Source organism: Pseudosulfitobacter sp. SM2401 (assembly GCF_042932805.1).
Lineage (GTDB): Bacteria > Pseudomonadota > Alphaproteobacteria > Rhodobacterales > Rhodobacteraceae > Ascidiaceihabitans.
The window spans coordinates 411504-429600 of sequence record NZ_CP170633.1 but is presented as its reverse complement, the minus strand read 5'-3'; the positions used below and the strand labels follow the sequence as shown (position 1 = coordinate 429600).

19 protein-coding genes and 1 tRNA gene are annotated in these 18097 nt (G+C 55.6%); 12 read left to right on the top strand and 8 right to left on the bottom strand.

Going from position 1 to position 18097, the window contains the following annotated elements; genetic code table 11:
- Positions 1-56: 56 nt before the first annotated feature.
- From ACFIO0_RS02220 to ACFIO0_RS02190, 7 genes are all read left to right on the top strand, one after another.
- Positions 57-926: a LysR substrate-binding domain-containing protein gene (locus ACFIO0_RS02220; protein ID WP_390913174.1), complete on the top strand. Its 870-nt coding sequence runs from the start codon at positions 57-59 to the stop codon at positions 924-926.
- Between the two features lie 149 nt (positions 927-1075).
- On the top strand, positions 1076-2215 hold the full coding sequence (locus tag ACFIO0_RS02215; RefSeq protein WP_390913172.1) for an extracellular solute-binding protein: 1140 nt from the start codon (positions 1076-1078) through the stop codon (positions 2213-2215).
- A gap of 66 nt (positions 2216-2281) precedes the next feature.
- Positions 2282-3145 (top strand): ABC transporter permease subunit, encoded by an 864-nt coding sequence (locus tag ACFIO0_RS02210; RefSeq protein ID WP_390913170.1) that lies wholly within the window; start codon positions 2282-2284, stop codon positions 3143-3145.
- A complete protein-coding gene (locus ACFIO0_RS02205) occupies positions 3142-3942 on the top strand; it encodes an ABC transporter permease subunit (protein ID WP_390913169.1) in 801 nt (266 codons plus the stop codon). The genes ACFIO0_RS02210 and ACFIO0_RS02205 overlap by 4 nt, the downstream gene beginning before the upstream one ends.
- Positions 3939-5024, top strand: coding sequence for an ATP-binding cassette domain-containing protein (locus ACFIO0_RS02200; protein ID WP_390913168.1), 1086 nt, complete (start codon positions 3939-3941; stop codon positions 5022-5024). Before ACFIO0_RS02205 ends, ACFIO0_RS02200 begins: the two co-directional genes overlap by 4 nt.
- Before the next feature lie 4 nt (positions 5025-5028).
- Positions 5029-5925, top strand: coding sequence for a polysaccharide deacetylase family protein (locus tag ACFIO0_RS02195; protein WP_390913167.1), 897 nt, complete (start codon positions 5029-5031; stop codon positions 5923-5925).
- Positions 5922-6365, top strand: coding sequence for a deaminase (locus ACFIO0_RS02190; RefSeq protein WP_390913165.1), 444 nt, complete (start codon positions 5922-5924; stop codon positions 6363-6365). Before ACFIO0_RS02195 ends, ACFIO0_RS02190 begins: the two co-directional genes overlap by 4 nt.
- 125 nt (positions 6366-6490) lie before the next feature.
- Here ACFIO0_RS02190 and ACFIO0_RS02185 read toward each other — a convergent pair whose 3' ends face one another.
- The 7 genes from ACFIO0_RS02185 to ACFIO0_RS02155 form a co-directional block, all read right to left on the bottom strand.
- Positions 6491-7309: a G8 domain-containing protein gene (locus ACFIO0_RS02185; protein ID WP_390913163.1), complete on the bottom strand. Its 819-nt coding sequence runs from the start codon at positions 7307-7309 to the stop codon at positions 6491-6493.
- A complete protein-coding gene (locus tag ACFIO0_RS02180; RefSeq protein ID WP_390913161.1) occupies positions 7282-7614 on the bottom strand; it encodes a hypothetical protein in 333 nt (110 codons plus the stop codon). Before ACFIO0_RS02180 ends, ACFIO0_RS02185 begins: the two co-directional genes overlap by 28 nt.
- Before the next feature lie 113 nt (positions 7615-7727).
- Positions 7728-8966 carry a hypothetical protein gene (locus ACFIO0_RS02175; protein ID WP_390913159.1) on the bottom strand — a complete coding sequence of 413 codons (1239 nt, stop codon included), beginning with the start codon at positions 8964-8966 and terminating at the stop codon, positions 7728-7730.
- A 22-nt stretch (positions 8967-8988) separates the two neighbouring features.
- Entirely contained in the window at positions 8989-9354 is a 366-nt protein-coding gene (locus ACFIO0_RS02170; RefSeq protein WP_390913157.1) for a hypothetical protein, read from the bottom strand.
- Positions 9355-9673: 319 nt separating this feature from the next.
- A tRNA-Leu gene (locus ACFIO0_RS02165) sits at positions 9674-9760 on the bottom strand.
- Between the two features lie 55 nt (positions 9761-9815).
- Positions 9816-10382: a tetratricopeptide repeat protein gene (locus ACFIO0_RS02160; protein ID WP_390913156.1), complete on the bottom strand. Its 567-nt coding sequence runs from the start codon at positions 10380-10382 to the stop codon at positions 9816-9818.
- Between the two features lie 31 nt (positions 10383-10413).
- Complete coding sequence (locus ACFIO0_RS02155) at positions 10414-10890, bottom strand: Lrp/AsnC ligand binding domain-containing protein (RefSeq protein ID WP_390913154.1); 477 nt, start codon at positions 10888-10890, stop codon at positions 10414-10416.
- A 104-nt stretch (positions 10891-10994) separates the two neighbouring features.
- Between ACFIO0_RS02155 and putA the strand changes: the two genes are divergently transcribed.
- The 4 genes from putA to ACFIO0_RS02135 are packed head-to-tail and all read left to right on the top strand — an operon-like array spanning position 10995 to position 16043.
- Complete coding sequence (gene putA, locus ACFIO0_RS02150) at positions 10995-14408, top strand: bifunctional proline dehydrogenase/L-glutamate gamma-semialdehyde dehydrogenase PutA (RefSeq protein ID WP_390913152.1); 3414 nt, start codon at positions 10995-10997, stop codon at positions 14406-14408.
- 42 nt (positions 14409-14450) lie between these two features.
- Positions 14451-15179 (top strand): rhomboid family intramembrane serine protease, encoded by a 729-nt coding sequence (locus ACFIO0_RS02145; RefSeq protein ID WP_390913150.1) that lies wholly within the window; start codon positions 14451-14453, stop codon positions 15177-15179.
- Positions 15176-15538 (top strand): GFA family protein, encoded by a 363-nt coding sequence (locus ACFIO0_RS02140; RefSeq protein WP_390913148.1) that lies wholly within the window; start codon positions 15176-15178, stop codon positions 15536-15538. Before ACFIO0_RS02145 ends, ACFIO0_RS02140 begins: the two co-directional genes overlap by 4 nt.
- 37 nt (positions 15539-15575) lie before the next feature.
- Positions 15576-16043, top strand: a complete 468-nt coding sequence (locus tag ACFIO0_RS02135) for a cupin domain-containing protein (RefSeq protein ID WP_390913146.1) — start codon at positions 15576-15578, stop codon at positions 16041-16043.
- A gap of 19 nt (positions 16044-16062) precedes the next feature.
- On the opposite strand, the gene ACFIO0_RS02130 is transcribed toward ACFIO0_RS02135, so the two are convergent.
- The gene (locus tag ACFIO0_RS02130) at positions 16063-16845 is read right to left on the bottom strand and encodes an inositol monophosphatase family protein (RefSeq protein WP_390913144.1); all 783 of its coding nucleotides are present in this window, start codon (positions 16843-16845) and stop codon (positions 16063-16065) included.
- A gap of 178 nt (positions 16846-17023) precedes the next feature.
- Between ACFIO0_RS02130 and ACFIO0_RS02125 the strand changes: the two genes are divergently transcribed.
- Positions 17024-18061, top strand: a complete 1038-nt coding sequence (locus ACFIO0_RS02125) for a zinc-binding dehydrogenase (RefSeq protein ID WP_390913142.1) — start codon at positions 17024-17026, stop codon at positions 18059-18061.
- Positions 18062-18097 lie beyond the last annotated feature (36 nt).

Sequence of the window (18097 nt, the reverse complement as noted above, 5' to 3'; positions counted from 1 at the left end):
AGATAACAAAAATTTATACTCCTAATGAAGAGATATGGAATGATAATGGAAGCAATGTGGTCCAGCTAAATTTACCGACAGAGCTTTTGCGCACCTTCGTCACCGTGATCGAAGTCGAAAGTTACACCCATGCCGCCATGTTGCTGGGGCGCACACAGCCCGCCATCAGCCTGCAAATGAAACGCCTCGAGGACTTGGTCGGGCAACCTTTGGTCTTGCGAAAAGGGCGCGGCGTTTCGCTGACGGAACGGGGCGAGACCTTGATCGGCCATGCGCGCCAGATCCTGCGCCTGAATGATCTCGCGGTCAGTCAATTTGATCGCGACACCAAGGACAGCACCCTGCGGATCGGGCTACCTGTCGATTACGGCGTGCGCATGTTGCAGACTTGTTTGACGGGGATTGTGCAGCAAAATCCGAACATCAAAACGGAAATCCGCTGCGACCTGTCACGGAATTTAATTGACGCTTTGCGCAAAGACGAACTTGATATTGCTGTCGGTTTGTATCCCGGTGGGGATCAGCAATTCTTGCACCGAAGCTGGCTGGAAAAACCGGTTTGGGTGGCGGCAAAAGGCCTGACCTTTCGGGACGCAGAAGAATTGCCGCTTATCGCCCACCCCTACGGGTGCATCTATCGGGACCGGATGACCGAGGCGCTAAAGCACGCAAAGCGGCGTTGGCGAATTGCATTTTCCAGCCCCGGCATCGCAAGTATTCAGCAGGCTGTGTTGGACGGATTGGGGGTGTCGTGCCTGACCGGACCGACCATGTTGTCAGCGCTGCAAAGGCTGTCACCAGACACCGGTTTGCCCGAACTAGACCCCCTCCATATCGGTCTGTTTTACCGACAAACCCGTTTGGATCAGAGCGGGCATCACATCGTGAATGAAATCGAAGCGACGCTTAAACAGGCACTTACATAAGAAACCGTTATGAAAGCATACGAACGATAAATTTCCCATAAGGTGCCTCTTGCAATAGCTTTCAAACTAATAGGTGCTGAAACCAATGATTCAGAAACGCCAAAAAATGCTCTGCCTTTAAGTCAGGGGCCAACATCTGGGAGATGAAAATGATCAAATCGCCGCATACAGACATTCTGGGAAAACCGACGCGTCGCCATCTGTTAAGAGTGGGCGGTGCCGCGGCACTTACTATGCCCTTTGTGAGCCGTGCGTGGGCCGCGACGACAGAAATCAACATGCTGGCGTGGTACGGTCACGGCGAGGCCGACGTGGTTGCCGAATACGAGGCCGCCAACAATGTCAAATTCGTCCCCAAATATTACGCTGGCGGCGACAACATGCTAGCGCTGATCGCACAGTCCCCCCCCGGCACCTACGACATTATTCTGTCGGATGCCGAATTTGTGCAGCAACTGAACCTTGCCGGTTACATCGAGCCGCTGGAGGCTGCCGATTATCCGCTGGACGACATGCTGCACGAAGATTTCACGCAGTTTCCCGGCCACTGGTCTGACGGCAAGCTCTATTCGATGATGGTGCGTGGCGGGCATTTGGGCGTGTCTTACAACAAAAATTCCGTCACCGAAGAAGAGGCGCAAAGCTATTCTTGCTTCTGGAAGCCGGAACTCGAAGGCAAGGTCGGCCACTTTGATTGGCACCTGCCGACGCTGGGCATGATGAGCCTGTACAACGGCAATGGCGCAAATCTTTGGGACATCGATGATGACAAATGGGGCGCGGTGCAGGACACCACGCTTGGACTGCGCAAACAGGTTGGTGGATTCTTTGATTACGGCGGCACATTCAACGGTCTGAAAAACGGCGAAATGCAAGCAATGGTCGGCATCGGCGACTGGATCACCGGCGTTCTGGAAAAAGACGGCGCGCCCGTGGCATCGACCATCCCCAAAGAGGGTGGCATCCAGTTCACCGAAAGCTATTCGGTCGGCAAAGGCAGTGAAAAGGCTGATTTGGTAAAGAACTTTATCCAGTACATGCTGTCCCCTGCCGGTCAGGTGAAATCGGCGCAAATGGCCGCTTATCCGGGGTTCTGCGTCACCAAAGGCGGGCGTGCTGCCTTGATCGAAGCCGATCCGAAAGAAGCAAAACGTTCGCATCAGATCGAGGGCATGGCCAACGATCCGATCGCGTTGATCAACGACGGGCGCATCCATTACCGCGATATCCCACAGCAGCAATCGCTAGAAGACTGGAACGATTTCTGGTCGGAATACAAAAACGCCTGATCGGTTTAGAACATCCAAACGGGCGGTTTTTGGTCGCCCGTTTGCACAAAGGACCTCAGCGATTTCATGCCCAACAAATCTGGCCGAAACATCAACTTATACGCGCTGACGTGGCGCCTGCCGATCATTGTCTGGCAATTCGTGTTCTTTGTCGGACCGGTCTTGTTCATGGTCGCGATGTCATTTTTCCTGGTTAAAAACTATCGAATGACCGAGGCATTCGAGTTCGTCAACTGGACCAAAATGCTGTCGCGTGGATATTTCTGGGACAGCTATTGGTACACGGTTTTCATCGCGGCCGTCTCTACGGTCTGCGCCATGTGCATCGCCTTTCCTGCGGCCTTTGCACTGGCCTTCCGGGCAAGCGAGGCGACGCGTCGCTGGGCGATCTTCCTGCTGATCATCCCGTTCTTCACCAGCTATCTGGTGCGCACGTTTTCATGGTTTGTGATCCTGTCGGAAAGCGGAGTTTTGAACGCGCTGTTGGGCAATATTGGGCTTGGCCCTTACACGATGCTGAACACCAATTTCGGCACGCTGGTCGGGTACATGACGCTGACGTTGCCGCTGGTGGTAATTTTGCAAACGGTAACGATGGCCAACATCGACAAGACCTTGATCGAGGCGGCGCGCAACCTTGGCTGCAAACCATTGGCAACCATTTGGCAAGTCATCATCCCGCTGTCAAAAACCGGCCTGATCATCGCTGCGATCTTTTGTTTTATCCTGTCGTTTGGCGATTTTGTGGCCCCGTTTTATCTGGGCGGATCCCAAGAACCGACGCTACCAATCCTGATCCTGGACACCACAAAGTCAGGCCAACAATGGCCCCGCGCCGCCGTGGTTGCGATCATGATGATGGGCACGCTGTTTGCGATCGCATTCGGTGGCATCGCGCTGGCCTATCGCAAACGGAAGGGCGCGAAATGAAGGCCAACCGCACCCTGAATGTGATCCTCGGCATCTATGTGGCGCTGATCTTTGCGTTTGTGTTTGCGCCGATCATCTTTAGTCTGATTTTCTCGTTCAACTCGCAACGGTTTCCGACGATCCCGCTGGGCAGTTTCACGACCCAATGGTACGCTAAAATCTTTGCTGATCCTGACGTTTGGGAGGCTGCGCTAAACAGTCTGATCGTTTCGACATCAACGGCTGTAATCGCGACCTTCCTGGGGTTTTGCACCGCCTACTCTGATTATCGCTATAATTTCCGTTTCAAAGGTCCGTACCTCGCGCTGATCCTGCTGCCGCCAACCATTCCTTTGATTATCATGGCCTTAGCGATGCTGGCGTGGTTTTCCAAGATCGGGATGTCGGGGCAAATCTATTCGATTATCATCGCCCACTCTGTGCTTACGGCGCCATTTGCAATGGCCGTGATCCGTCTGCGTCTGAACCAGATGGATCCCGATCTAGAGGCGGCGGCGTGGAACCTTGGTGGCTCTGAATGGGCCACGATGCGCCATGTGATCATCCCGTTTTGCATGCCGGCAATCTATTCGGGCCTGTTCCTGACGGCGGCCGTATCATTCGATGAATTTGCGGTGTCCTGGTTCGTCTCGGGCCTGAACAAAACGCTGCCCGTGATCATTCTGGAAATCGTGCAAGGCAACATCGACCCACAGGTCAACGCCATCGGCACATTCGTGTTCCTCATCTCAATGACCCTCGTCGTGCTTGCGCAAATCTTCTTTGTCAGCCGCCAAATGAAAAGTACCCGACCATGAGCGAACCACTTGTAATATTTGACAAAGTTCAAAAACACTTCGATAAATTCGTCGCCGTCAAAGAGCTGGATTTCGAAATTCGCGAAGGTGAATTTTTGGCAATCATGGGGCCGTCGGGCTGCGGTAAAACCACAACTTTGCGCATGCTTGCAGGGTTAGAAACCCCCACCAGCGGCGAAATTCGCCTCGGCGGTCAGGTGATGAACGACGTACGCCCGCACGAACGTGACACGCCGCTGGTTTGGCAATCGCTCGCCTTGTTCCCGTTTCTAAGTGCACGTGAGAACGTCGAATTCGGCTTGAAAATGCGCGGCGTCGACAAAACCGAACGCAAACAACGCGCGTTAAAGTGGTTGGACAAGATGGGCATTCTGGACTTCGCTGACCGCGATATTTCAACCCTGTCTGGTGGTCAAAAACAGCGTGTCGCGCTGGCGCGATCCTTGGTGATGGAGCCGCAAATTTTGCTGCTGGATGAGCCGCTGTCAGCGCTTGATGCGCATCTGGTGATCCGCATGCAGGCCGTCCTGACCGATCTGCAACGCGAATTGGGGATTACGTTCGTCTACGTCACCCATTCGCAATCCGAAGCCTTTGCAATGGCCGATCGTGTCGTGATCATGGGCGAAGGCGAGATTGCTCAAATCGGCACCCCCAAAGACATTTACCGTGCGCCTGCAAACCAATTCGTTGCGGAATTTGTGGGCCGAAACAACATCTTGTCGGGTACAGTTGCCACGATTTCAAGGACAAGCGCACGCATCACGACGCCGTCTGGCGATTTTACCGTACCCGTAAATGAGGTCGCCCTGAAAGACGGCGAAAACGCCAGTTTTGTCATCTCGGCTGATTTGGTGCACATCGCGTTGGACCAGCCAACCGGTGACAACACGGTGCAATGCAAACTGATTTCCGAGGAATTCGTCGGATCGATGGTCACGCTGTTTCTTGAAGACGCGCAAGGCCACGAGTTTAAGGTGCAAATGCAAGAGCGCGAGCTTTCGAGCTTTGATCTAAAAGGTGGCGACGCGATTTGGCTGTCGTGGGACACGCAAAGTGCCCACGTGCTCAATCAAAGCTAACGCAATGATCCGTAACCCTATTCCATGGCCGAACGGTGCCAAATGCGCAGTTGCGATCACCTTTGACATGGATGCCGACAGCCTGATCCACATTGCCAAACCCGAAGACAGCCATGATCGCCTTTACCCCATTTCAATGGGTCGGTACGGGCCAATGGTCGCCCTACCCCGCATCCTCGATACTTATCGCCGATTGGAATTAAAACAGTCGTTTTTCATTCCCGGCTGGTGTCTGGAAACCTATCCTAACGTCGTTGAGGCAATCCTGAAAGATGGCCACGAAATTGGCCATCACGGCTACCTGCACGAAGACCCGATCAAAACCCGCGGCCAGCAACGCGAATGGTTCGAGCGGACCTTGGATGTCCATCAACGCATCTGCGGGCAAAAACCCCGTGGCTACCGCGCGCCGGTCTACAACATCACCCAAGAAGTCGTTGATTTAATGGTAGAACACGGGATGCGCTACGACAGTTCGATGATGGCGAATGACATCCCGTATCAGCTAAAAACCACCGCCGGATCGCTGTATGAAATGCCCGTACATTGGGGCACGGACGATTGGCCACCCTTTGCCCATTTTGACGAAATCGGCTACATGATGCCGGTGCGTTCGCCCTCGCAGGGGTTGGCCGGCTTTTGGGAGGAATTCGAGGCGCAATACGATGCCGGCGGCTTTTTCATGCTGATCATCCACCCGTTCCTGACAGGCCGGCTTGCACGCTGGAAACTGGTCGAGGCATGGATCGCCAAGACGCGGGCGGACAAGAACGTCTGGTTTGCCACCTTGGATGACATCGCCGATCACATGGACAGCCTGCAACGCGATGGCATTTGGCAGCCGACAGTTGAAACGCTACCGTACTACGACCGCCCCATTCTACAGGACCCAAAAACATGAACACTGATGACACAACGATGCTGCGCATTGCCTACGATGAAGCCAAGGCCGGATTTGATGAAGGCGGCTGCCCCATCGGTTCCGTTCTCGCACGAGGCGGCCAAGTGGTGGCGCAAGGACGCAACCAACGTGTGCAAAAAGGCGATCCGATTGCACACGGCGAAATGGATGCATTGCGCAAAGCGGGCCGTCAAAAGACCTACCGCGACACCACCCTGTACACCTCACTCAGCCCTTGCATGATGTGCACCGGCACGATCATCCAATTCGGCATTCCGCGCGTGGTGATCGGCGAAAACACGAACTTTGGCGGCAACGAAGAATTCCTGCGCTCCAAAGGGGTCGAAGTTATCATTGCCGATGACGCTGATTGCATCGCATTGATGCAGCGGTTTATCGACGAAAAGCCAGAATTATGGGCCGAAGACATCGCTGAGTAAGGGCGACAGACGCCTATGCCTTGTCAAACTTACAAGATCAGCCTTGGCACCGGGATGATCCCAAATGCCAAGGCCTATTTTTCAACGATGAAACATCAAAAGTCAGCCAAACAACGCGTCTTCGACTAAGACACAAAGCTGTTCGCGGAAAAGTCGTTGCCGCTAAGCTCAGCGACGTAAGCCGCCAGATCAACGACGTTATCTTCCACGCTTTGGAAGGCATCCAGCAGGCCGATTTTGACCTGATCAACCGCGTCATCAAAGCTGCTGGTTTCGCTGTCTTGAGTGTACATCAGGAACGTGTCGGCATCCGACGTATCATCAATCGCCGTTGTCTCGATGTCGCTGGATGTCTCTGCAACCGCAGCAACCTCCTCAGCAACGACATCGTCAGACACAACCGTTTCTTCCGAGGCATCGCTGTCAGCAATCAGCGCTGTCGACATGGCGTTGACTGTATTGTCGACTTCACCACGCAGAATGCTGCTGACCTCGAGGTCGAAATCGGGATCATCCCCCTCAAGTGTGAGGGTGAAATCAATGTCCAGCGGATCGTCTTCGGTGCAAGCCTGAAACAGTCCGCCGTTCATCACCAGCACGTAATCCGACCACAAACCAAGCGTAAGGTCGACACCGTCTTCGATGATCAACTCGCCGCCATTCACGATGATGCCTTTGACGGTGGTGGTTTCGTCAAACACGACAGTTTCGCCTTCGCCAATCACGATGATGTCGTCGGCACCGGGCACCCCTGTGTCCCAGGTTGACGCATCAGACCACCGCGCCATCGCATCCGTCACCACGGTGGTGTCGGGCGTGGAGTCGTAGCGCACCAACGCGTAATCGCTGTTGCCAGCAGCATCTTCGGCCTCAAGTGCTGCAGCAGCGTCCGCGATGGTGGCGGCAGGTTGGGCCTCTACAGCGTCGAGCAGATCGGTAGACAATACCCATGGGCGACGGTGTTGTTGTCGCCCGTGATCCCCGGCGTGATCGACGCACTGGCGCGGTACTCGGCCAGCAGATCGGTGACCGGACGGTCTTCGTCAATTTCCGCGTCGCCCGCGACCACACGGATGACACCGCTGCCGCTGTCTGTGTCATCAAAATAGGCCGACGTGTCGCTGCTCAGCAACGCGTCATAGCTGAAAACCTCGGTGCCGCCATCCGTCGCCGTGAAATCGCCAGCAATGCCCGGCACTTCGTAGACCGCGCTTTCGCCCGTCCGAACACCGGTCAGGTTAAGGGTCAATTCTTCGGGCAGGTCCTCAAAATCGAGAAGATAGGAAAGGTCCTGTTCCAGTCCTGTCGAGGTGAAAATCTCGTAGTTTGCGTCCGATTGCCCGTCGCCCGAAGTCCATTGATCTACCGATGTCGGCAGGTCGGTGATTTCCTCGCCGTCAGAGCGGACAACGCGGACGGTTCCGGTCGTGTCCAGCGCCGTGATTTCGGTCGCACCGATGGTATTTTCGCTGACATAGCCCGCAATTCCGTCGATCTGAACCGCATCAGGTGACGCCTTGAACAGCGCCCCTTCGCCGTCGGGCGTGATGAACGCCCCTCAATTCCGGTCAGCGATCCATCCAGATCAAGCGTGACCTGTTGCTCATCCAGATCATCGAAAAAGATCAGATAACTGCCGTCATCCATGGTAAAGTTGTCAAACGCATTTGCCGTGTTCAAATGGTCGCTATCACCGTGAAGCAACCGTGTCCCGTCAGTCGCATAGACGTCCGAATACTGATTGCCGCCATCTCGATACAACGACACCGTGGTACCATCAAACACTGCATTTTTGATGTAATTCTCGTGCCTTGCGAAAAAGGAACCGTCGATCACCGCAAGGTCCGTAAACACCATTTCATGGGTCAGGGAACAGACCTCGTCACCGTAGGCCGTAAATCCGTCAATGGATGCAAAATCCGCCTCGAGGGTTGTTTGCCGAAATTCCAGATCGTCGGTCACCTGACCATCAATGCCCAAAATTTTGCCGGTACCCCCAGAACCTTCGTCGCCGTCTTCGCCTGCCGAATGCCCGACGTTGTCGATAAAGATCAGATCACTGAGCAAGCCCGCATCGCCCACATCCGTGGTTGCAGAATCCCCGTGCGGCGTTTCTGCGGGAATGATCCAGAACCCGTTGCTTTCAGACCCGGCAGCGTGGTTACCGATGAACACGTTGTTGGGGTTTTCGATCCAATAGCTGGAGGCATTTTCTGCGTCGGTTGCAATCGGCAAGCCGGTTTCAGATTCCATTGTGTTGAACACAAGGTTGTTGATAATCTGGTTGCCGTCCTCAAAAAACACGCCGTGGCCGACGTGTTGTAGATGACGTTGTCCTCGTAGCGGATGTTCGAGGTCCCGTGGATGGTCGAACCTTTTTGGTAAGAATCGTGGACCGACACGCCTTCTACGTATTGCCCTTCTGCGTCGCCCAGCATGTGCCAGTGGATCGGGGTAACGCCCCAGTTCGTCGACTTGGCCGACGCGGTAATATTCAGCACCTTCAATGTATTGCTCGGCCCCGTCCATGACCATTGTGTGTGCGCCATAGCCGGCATCGACGCTGTCTTCGTCGCCTTGGATCGTCACATTTCGGGACAACAGCGCAACTTCGGCGCGGATTTCAACGTCCCATTCCAGCGCGTCTTCGCCGGTCAGGCCGTTTTCGTAGCACCGTTTCGCCTTGGTGGCTGTAGGTCAATTCGCTGTCGAGCGTGATGGTCATGCCGTCATCGGAAATATCCAAAACGGTGAATTCTTCGGACTCGGTCCATTCATCGGATGTAGAGGCGATAGCGATTAGATCGCCAACTTGCCATCCGGTCGCCTCGGTCACTTTCAGCGCGTTGCTGCCAGCTTCGGCCGTTTCACTCAGCTCGGTCCAGCTTTCTTTTTCGCGGTCAGCAGCGTGGATTTCGATCCGGCTGCCTTCGCTCATCGCCATCAGGTACGCATTGTTATCCGAAATGACTACGTCATCTTCTTCCATGTATTTTCTTTCTTTCGCAAAACTCGACCACCCCGCTGGCAAGCATTGCCAGCAGATGGATCCGAAAACAGTGATTTGAACCCGCATGTCACAATCCGCGGAATGAGATATTGGCACAGTGGCAAGACGGCTGGCGAACCAATGGGATCACGCGACCAATTCGAAACTCGGGCGAAACCTGGAACCAGCAGAATACTGCAAAACCCTGTCTAAAATCCGCCGATCGACACCTGAGGGCAGGTCGGGTCAACCTCGCGATGATCAGATACTCTGATAGAATTTTCACGCCTTCGCGCGCAGTCGTGGTGTTTTGGAAAAATGGTGCGGGCGGTGGGACTCGAACCCACACGGGCACAAGGCCCAACAGATTTTAAGTCTGGTATGTCTACCATTCCATCACGCCCGCACGGGGCCTTAGCCACGTGTCTAGGCAAAGTGCTAGGCACCCTCAAGAGGGTTCGTTAGATATCTTCGCCCTTTGGACCCAAAGGCGCGTCTTTTGCGACCAATGCGCGCTCTGACAGCCACGGGTTGTTTTCCAATGCCTCAAGCATTTGCACCCGGGCAGCATCCAGATTGCCCAGCTGCATCAAGGTTAACGCACGTCCGGACTGCGCCGCCACATGATTGGGCAACAGCACCAAAGCGGCGTCAAGATCGACCAATGCCCCCTCGTAGTTACCCTGAAGATACTGGATGTAGGCCCGTTGATTGAACCCTTCGGCGTAGGTCGGGCAATATTCGGCCAATTTATCGAAGTCTTTAAAAGCGCCGGCAAAATCATAGCTGTTGCGGCGTTGCATTCCGCGGTCCAGCACCTCTTGGGCTTGATCATTCGGGGCGCGCAGCCACACTTCCCACATTTTTCCGGACACATCGCGGCCAACGCCTTCGTTTTTGGCATCACGGGCAGCGCTGATCAAGCTGTCCAGTTCCGCGGAATGATCCGCAGGTTCAGGGCAAATGTTCGTGGTGCTTTGGGCCATCGCAGGCCCCGCCACTAAAGAAAGGGCAATTAAAATACGCATGAGACGAAAGTTGGCCCGATCCGGCCCTAGGTCAAGAAGATTCCGCCAAAACGGTCTCTTTCACCGCTTCCATCGCGACATAGGTCGAGGTCGAGGCAACGTGCGGAAGCGTTGAAATCGTCTCTCCGAGGAAGGCACGATAACGGGCCATGTCCCGTGTGCGCACCTTTAGCAAATAGTCAAAACTGCTTGCAATCATGTGGGCTTGCTCGATTTCCGGCACCTTGGCCACGGCGATGTTAAACGCGCGCAACGCCGCCTCTCGGGTGTCGTTCAATTTGACTTCGACGAATGCCACGTGATCCAGCCCCAACCGGATCGGATCCAGCATTGCGCGGTACCCTAAAATCACGCCTGAACTTTCCAAACGTCGCAACCGCGCTTGGGTCGGGGATTTGGACAGGCCGATGCGCCCCGCCAGATCCGTCACGCTGATCCGCCCATCCTCTGCCAAAACCTCTAGAATCGCTGCGTCAAAACGATCCAAACCAGATTGTTCAAAAATCATGTGATTTGCTACCTTTATAACTTTTTGACCTACAGTTTAACCAAAAATTAGCGAAACGTCCTGAGCTATTACCAGTATACTGGAACAAACGCAAAGGTATGATCATGACCCAATTCACTTCAAACGCTTTCCTCGACGCAATCGACGCTGATACCTACGCGGATCACGCGCCCATCATCGCCAAGCTTGTGGCCCAGGCTGGTTTGTCCGCAGATGACCGCGCCCAAATCAGCAAGGCCGCCGCTGAGCTGGTCCACAGCATTCGCACCTCGGCCGCACCTGGCCTGATGGAAGTGTTCCTTGCCGAATATGGCCTGTCCACCGACGAAGGCGTCGCGCTGATGTGTCTGGCCGAGGCGTTGCTTCGCGTACCCGATGCAGACACCATTGACGCGCTGATCGAAGACAAGATCGCCCCCTCCGATTGGGGCAAGCACTTGGGCAAATCCGCGTCCTCTTTGGTGAATGCCTCGACCTGGGCGTTGATGTTGACAGGCCGCGTGCTGGACGACGACGCCCCCGGCCCTGCCCGTCACTTACACGGTGCGCTAAAACGTGTGGGCGAGCCCGTCATTCGCGCAGCCGTCAGTCGCGCCATGAAAGAAATGGGCCGACAGTTCGTGCTGGGCGAAGACATCAACAGTGCCATGAAACGCGCGGCAGGAATGGAGGCCAAAGGCTTCACCTATTCCTACGACATGCTGGGCGAGGCCGCGCGCACAGAACGCGATGCAAAGCGCTACCACCTCAGCTATTCGCGCGCGATTTCTGCCATCGCCACAGCCTGCCATTCTGATGACGTCCGCGAAAATCCGGGCATTTCAGTCAAACTATCCGCCCTCTACCCCCGCTACGAATTGGCCAAACGCGACGACGTCATTCGCAACCTGACGCCGCGCCTGCGCTCGCTTGCGTTGCTCGCAAAATCCGCAGGCATGGGCCTGAATGTTGACGCCGAAGAGGCGAACCGCCTCGCCCTGTCGCTGGACGTGATCAACGAGGTCCTGTCGGAACCCGCGCTGGCCGGTTGGGACGGTTTTGGTGTGGTTGTGCAGGCCTATGGCCCTCGCGCAGGCACCGTCATCGACACGCTTTACGCTATGGCCAAAACCCACGACCGCAAAATCATGGTGCGACTTGTCAAAGGTGCCTACTGGGACACTGAAATCAAGCTGGCGCAAACCCTTGGCATGGACGAATTTCCGGTCTTTACCCAAAAAGCACAGACCGATGTCAGCTATATTTCCAACGCTCGTAAACTGCTTGGCATGACTGACCGGATTTATCCGCAATTTGCCACACACAACGCCCACACGGTTGCTGCGATCCTGCACATAGCCGATGATCAACCCTACGAATTCCAGCGCTTGCACGGCATGGGCGAGGCGCTGCACGTGATGGTCATGAAGGCCAACACAACCCGCTGCCGCATCTATGCGCCTGTCGGCGCGCACCGTGATTTGCTGGCCTATCTGGTGCGGCGTTTGTTGGAAAACGGCGCCAACTCTAGCTTTGTGAACCAAATCGTCGACGAAGACGTGGCCCCCGAAATTGTCGCCGCTGATCCATTCGAGATGTTGGCCAATCCTGCCCCACAGATTGCCAAGGGCACCGATTTGTATTTGCCCGAACGTCCAAATTCCAAGGGATTTGACCTTGGACACGCCCAGACATTAACCACAATTGACGCAGCCCGCGCGCCGTTCGCGACGCATCAATGGGTGGCGTCACCTTTGCTGGCCGTAACGGCAAACCCGTCGCCAAAGACAACGCTGCGCAACCCAGCGGATCACAGCGACACCGTTGGCGCGGTGCACAACGCGTCGATGGATGATGTCGCAAACGCGGTCAAAGCGGCCAAGCTTTGGGATGTTCCGCAATCAGATCGGGCGCGCATTCTGAACAAGGCCGCGGATTTATACGAAGAAAACTATGGTGAACTCTTTGCCTTGCTGACGCGTGAGGCCGGTAAAACCCTACTTGATTGCGTCGCAGAACTACGTGAAGCCGTTGATTTTATGCGCTACTATGCCGCTCAAGCGACAGATGACGCCGCCGCAGGCATTGCCTTGTGCATCTCGCCATGGAACTTTCCGCTGGCAATCTATTCAGGCCAAATGGCCGCCGCTTTGGCGCAGGGCAACGCGGTCCTGTCCAAACCCGCAGAACAAACCCCCTTGATGGCATTCCGCGCGGTGCAATTGCTGCACGAGGCCGGTGTGCCGCGCGAGGTGTTGCAATTGTTGCCCGGCGGCGGCGACGTCGGCGCGGCGTTGACCGCCCAAAACGCGCTGAATGTCGTGGCCTTTACCGGATCGACAGGCACCGCGTTAAAAATCCGCAGCGCGCTGGCAACACACGCGCCTGCAACGCCACTGATCGCAGAAACCGGCGGCCTGAACGCCATGATCGTCGACAGCACGGCCTTGCCCGAACAGGCCATCGCCGCAATCGTCGAGAGCGCGTTTCAATCCGCAGGTCAGCGGTGTTCTGCCTTGCGTTGCCTGTACGTCCAAGAGGACATCAAAGACCACTTTATCGAGATGCTCAAAGGCGCAATGGACGCGCTGGAGGTCGGCGCACCCTGGGATATTTCAACCGACGTTGGTCCCGTTATTGACGCCGCGGCCCACGCTAAAATCGCCGCTCACATCGACGCAAACCGTGCCCGTGTTTTGCACGAATTGCCAAGCCCGAAAGACGGGACATTCATCGCGCCAACCTTGATCCAGGTCGACGGGATTGCACAAATGAAGGAAGAAATCTTTGGCCCTGTCCTGCACATCGCGACCTTCAAAAGCGGTGAATTGGATCAGGTAATCGATGACATCAACGCCACCGGCTACGGCCTGACCTTTGGTTTACACACCCGCATCGACGACCGCGTCCAGCATGTGTCTGACCGCATTGGCGCTGGCAACATTTACGTTAACCGAAACCAAATTGGCGCGATTGTCGGCAGTCAACCGTTTGGTGGGAATAGGCTATCTGGTACGGGACCAAAAGCAGGTGGGCCGGACTATTTACTGCGTTTCCGCGTGCCGAAATCCGCAGGGGCGGCAGGAAAATGGGACGACGCGCAAAACGCGCTGCCAGATGCGACGCATGAAACCAAAACACTGCACGAAATCTCGCTGCCTGGTCCGACGGGCGAATCCAACCGGCTAAGCACACATCAAAGCAATGCGATTTTGTGCATGGGTCCGGGCGCAGATGCAGCAGCGGCGCAGGCCAAAGCGGTCGAGGCCTTGGGCGGCCACGCGGTTCTTGCCAAAGGGCAGATTGCTCCAACAACGCTGGTCAACGCACCCGATTATGGCGGTGTGATCTGGTGGGGGGATGCGCAAACCGCGCAGGCTATTGATCAGGCTTTGGCGCAACGCAATGGCGCGATTGTACCCCTGATCACGGGCCAACCGGATGCTGGTCATGCCCTGTCTGAGCGTCACATTTGCATCGACACAACGGCGTCAGGCGGGAACGCTGCATTGCTTGGTGAAGTGGGGCAATCGCAGTAACCCCCACTTGACCATGCCCGCGCAAACAGACAGCGTAGGGGCATGTTACCAATTCGCGATCACAACCCGTCCGGACGCACGCCATACGTCACTTATGCGCTTATGGCTGCAAACATTCTGATCTTTCTGTCCTACGGGATGGCGGATGTTTCGACCGTGAATGCGGTCTATTTCGAATGGGGGATGATCCCTGCCCGCATCACTTTTGGCGAGGGGTATTACACGTTTTTCTCGTCGATGTTTTTGCACGGCGGCTGGATGCACTTGGCCGGTAACATACTGTTTTTGTGGATATTTGGCGACAACATCGAAGACGAGATGGGGCATATTCCCTACCTTTTGTTTTACCTCGTTTCAGGTATCGCAGCGGGGCTGATACATTACGTGTCTGCCACCCAATCGGGCGTGCCGACCGTTGGTGCCTCTGGCGCTATTGCGGGCGTGATGGGCGGGTATTTGTTGCTCTACCCCAAGGCAAAGATCGACATTCTACTGATCCTGATCGTGTTTTTCCGCATCTTCCCGATCCCCGCGTGGATCATGCTGATGGTCTGGTTTGCCATGCAATTCTTTGGAGGTTTGGGCGCTGATCCGGAAACCGGCGGAGTCGCGTATTGGGCGCATGCCGGTGGGTTTGTCGCAGGGATTGCCTTGGCGGTACCTGTTTGGCTAAAGCGCGGTGGGACACGATTTTGGCGTGCGAACGATTACCATCCGCCCCACCCTGAGGCCAAATATGACCTCAGTCGCATCCCAAAGGTCACACGATGAAAATCACAGCCACCTGCCACTGCGGCGCGGTAGAATTAACTGGCGACGCCCCTGCCGGATTTGACGACGCCGGGCGCTGCAATTGTTCGTTTTGCAAGCGCCGTCAGGCAGCAAATATCGGCGTGACCTCTGCCACTTTGAAAGTGACCAAAGGGGCCGAAAATCTGAGCCTCTACAGTTTTGGCACCCACACCGCTCAGCACTATTTTTGCAAAACCTGTGGCATCTACACACATCATCAAACGCGATCTAACCCACTGTTGTGTGGTGTAAATTTAGGGTGCATCAGCGGCGCACATCCGCCTGATTTCGAACCCATCCCGTGGCGCGACGGGATCAATCACCCATCAGATCAATGATCTTGGCAACCTATCATTCACAATCGTGGGGCTCATCTTGACCGTTATCAAAGCCGGCACCGCCAAAATCAAAAATGGTGAAAGCCACCCGTTGCTGGGCGCCTATACTGCCGAGCTGATCAGCGACGCCGGGAATCTAACCCAGTTTGGCGCGTTAATAGAAACGCTTCCAAAGGGGTCAAAGTCGTCGTTGTTACACTGGCATGCGAACGAGGACGAAATGATCTTGATGCTTAGCGGACAAGTCACCTTGCATCAGGGCGACAAAAAAACCGAGCTAACACAAGGCGATGCCGCCTGTTTCAAAGCTGGCGATCCTGTGGGGCATTGCCTGGAAAACACCTCTGATCAGGATGCGTCATATTTGCTGATCGGCACCCGCACGTCCGAGGATACGGTCACTTATCCGGGCCGCAACCGCAAGTTACTGCGCAACAATGATCAACGCGTCTGGACAGACGAGAACGGCAATGCCGCATCCTCTGTCTATGACGACGAAATCTGACGGTTTAAGCGACGCAGGTTTAGCGCAGGATTTTTGCAAGCGGCGCGAATAGCGCCTCATTGGCACACAGGACTTCGCCACCGTCCAGCAAATCACCACCTGCGGCAAGTGGTTCAACCAAAGCACCGGCTTCGCGCGCGATGATCACACCGGCGGCCATGTCCCATGATTTCAGACGGCGTTCCCAGTAGCCATCGTACCGGCCTGCGGCAACGTAGGCCAAATCAAGTGACGCAGCGCCCCAGCGCCGGATACCCGCGCACACAGGGGCCAGTTTCGCGATGTCTGTCAACGTCGCAGGCAGATCAGAACGACCCGCAAACGGAATGCCTGTCGCAAAGATCGATTCAATCATTTTGTGACGACCGGATACGCGCATCCGTGTGTCGTTCATCCAGGAGCCGGCACCTTTTTCGGCAAAGAACATCTCGTCCTTGGCCGCGTCAAACACAACGCCCGCAACAACCTGGCCTTTGTGTTCCAGCGCAATCGACACTGCCCAATGCGGCAGGCCGTGCAAAAAGTTGGTGGTGCCATCCAGCGGGTCAACGATCCAGCGGCGGGTCGGGTCAGCGCCGTCTTCTTCAGGGCTTTCCTCGGCGCACCAGCCATAAGTCGTGCGCGCGCCCATCAATTCTTCTTTCAGGATTTTCTCAGCCGAGAGGTCCGCTTTGGACACAAAATCCCCTGCCCCTTTGGAAGACACCTGCAAATTCTCGACTTCGCGAAAGTCTTTGACCAAGGAACGGCCAGCTTTGCGGGCGGCTTTGATCATGATGTTAAGGTTTGCGCTGCCGATCATGGCGTATTCTCCGAGTGTGGGTCAGATGCGCGCTATACGCCCCCTTGCCAGAATTGCCAAGGGGCTGGATGCAGGCAAAGACGTGGCGAATTGGCGCTTAAGGCCGGCTGTGACGGGGCGTTACAGCTTGTCACGCAAACCCGCAGGCTTCACGCTGCCCGCAAAGAGGGAGAACATCATGACAGATCAAATGCAACACATCACGCTTGCGGGCCGCCCAACGGGTGCACCCGGTCCTGAACATTTCAAACTGGAAACCAAAGACGTGCCCACCCCGGGTGCCGGCGAGATTTTAGTGCGCGTGCACTACATGTCGCTGGATCCGTACATGCGTGGGCGTATGGATGACGGCAAAAGCTATGCCGCCCCCGTCCCGATTGGCGGCACGATGGAGGGTGGTTCGGTTGGCGAAGTCATCGCCTCCAATTCCGATCATTTCAAAGCCGGCGATTTTGCCTTTGGTCCGTTTGGCTGGGCAACACACGCTGTTGCCGACGAAAAGATGTGCCGCAAGGTTGATCCGGCAAACGGCCCGATCACCGCGTCTTTGGGCGTTTTGGGCATGCCCGGTTTCACCGGCTGGTACGGCCTGATGGAATACGGCCGCCCAAAAGCTGGTGAAACACTGGTTGTGGCCGCTGCCACCGGCCCTGTCGGGTCGATGGTCGGTCAGGTCGCCAAATCACTGGGCCTGAAAACCGTTGGCATCGCGGGTGGCGCGGACAAGTGCAAAATGGCCGTCGAGGTGTTTGGCTTTGACGCCTGCATCGATCACCGCGCCTATGAGGATGCGCGTTCTTTGCGCGCCGCACTCAAAGAGGCCTGCGGCGGTGGCATCGACATCTATTTTGAAAACGTCGGCGGCAAAGTTCTAGAAGCTGTGATGCCATTGATGAAGCCACACGGCCGCATCCCGGTTTGCGGCATGATCAGCTGGTACAATGCTGGTGGTTTGGGTGCGGGTGCTGCCGCGCAAATGGCGGCCCCGCAAATCTGGCGTCCGATCTTGGTGAACTTTTTGTCGGTGAACGGCTTTATCATCTCGAACCACTGGGGTGATTTTCCAAAATTCCTCGCAGAAATCGGGCCAAAGGTTGCTTCCGGCGACATCAAAGTGGTCGAAGATATCGCTCAAGGTCTCGAAAACGCACCATCTGCCTTTATGGGACTGCTAACCGGGAAAAATGTCGGCAAACAGATCGTCAAATTGATCTAATCGTTCTTTTCCAGCGCGCAGATGTGCTGCGCGCTG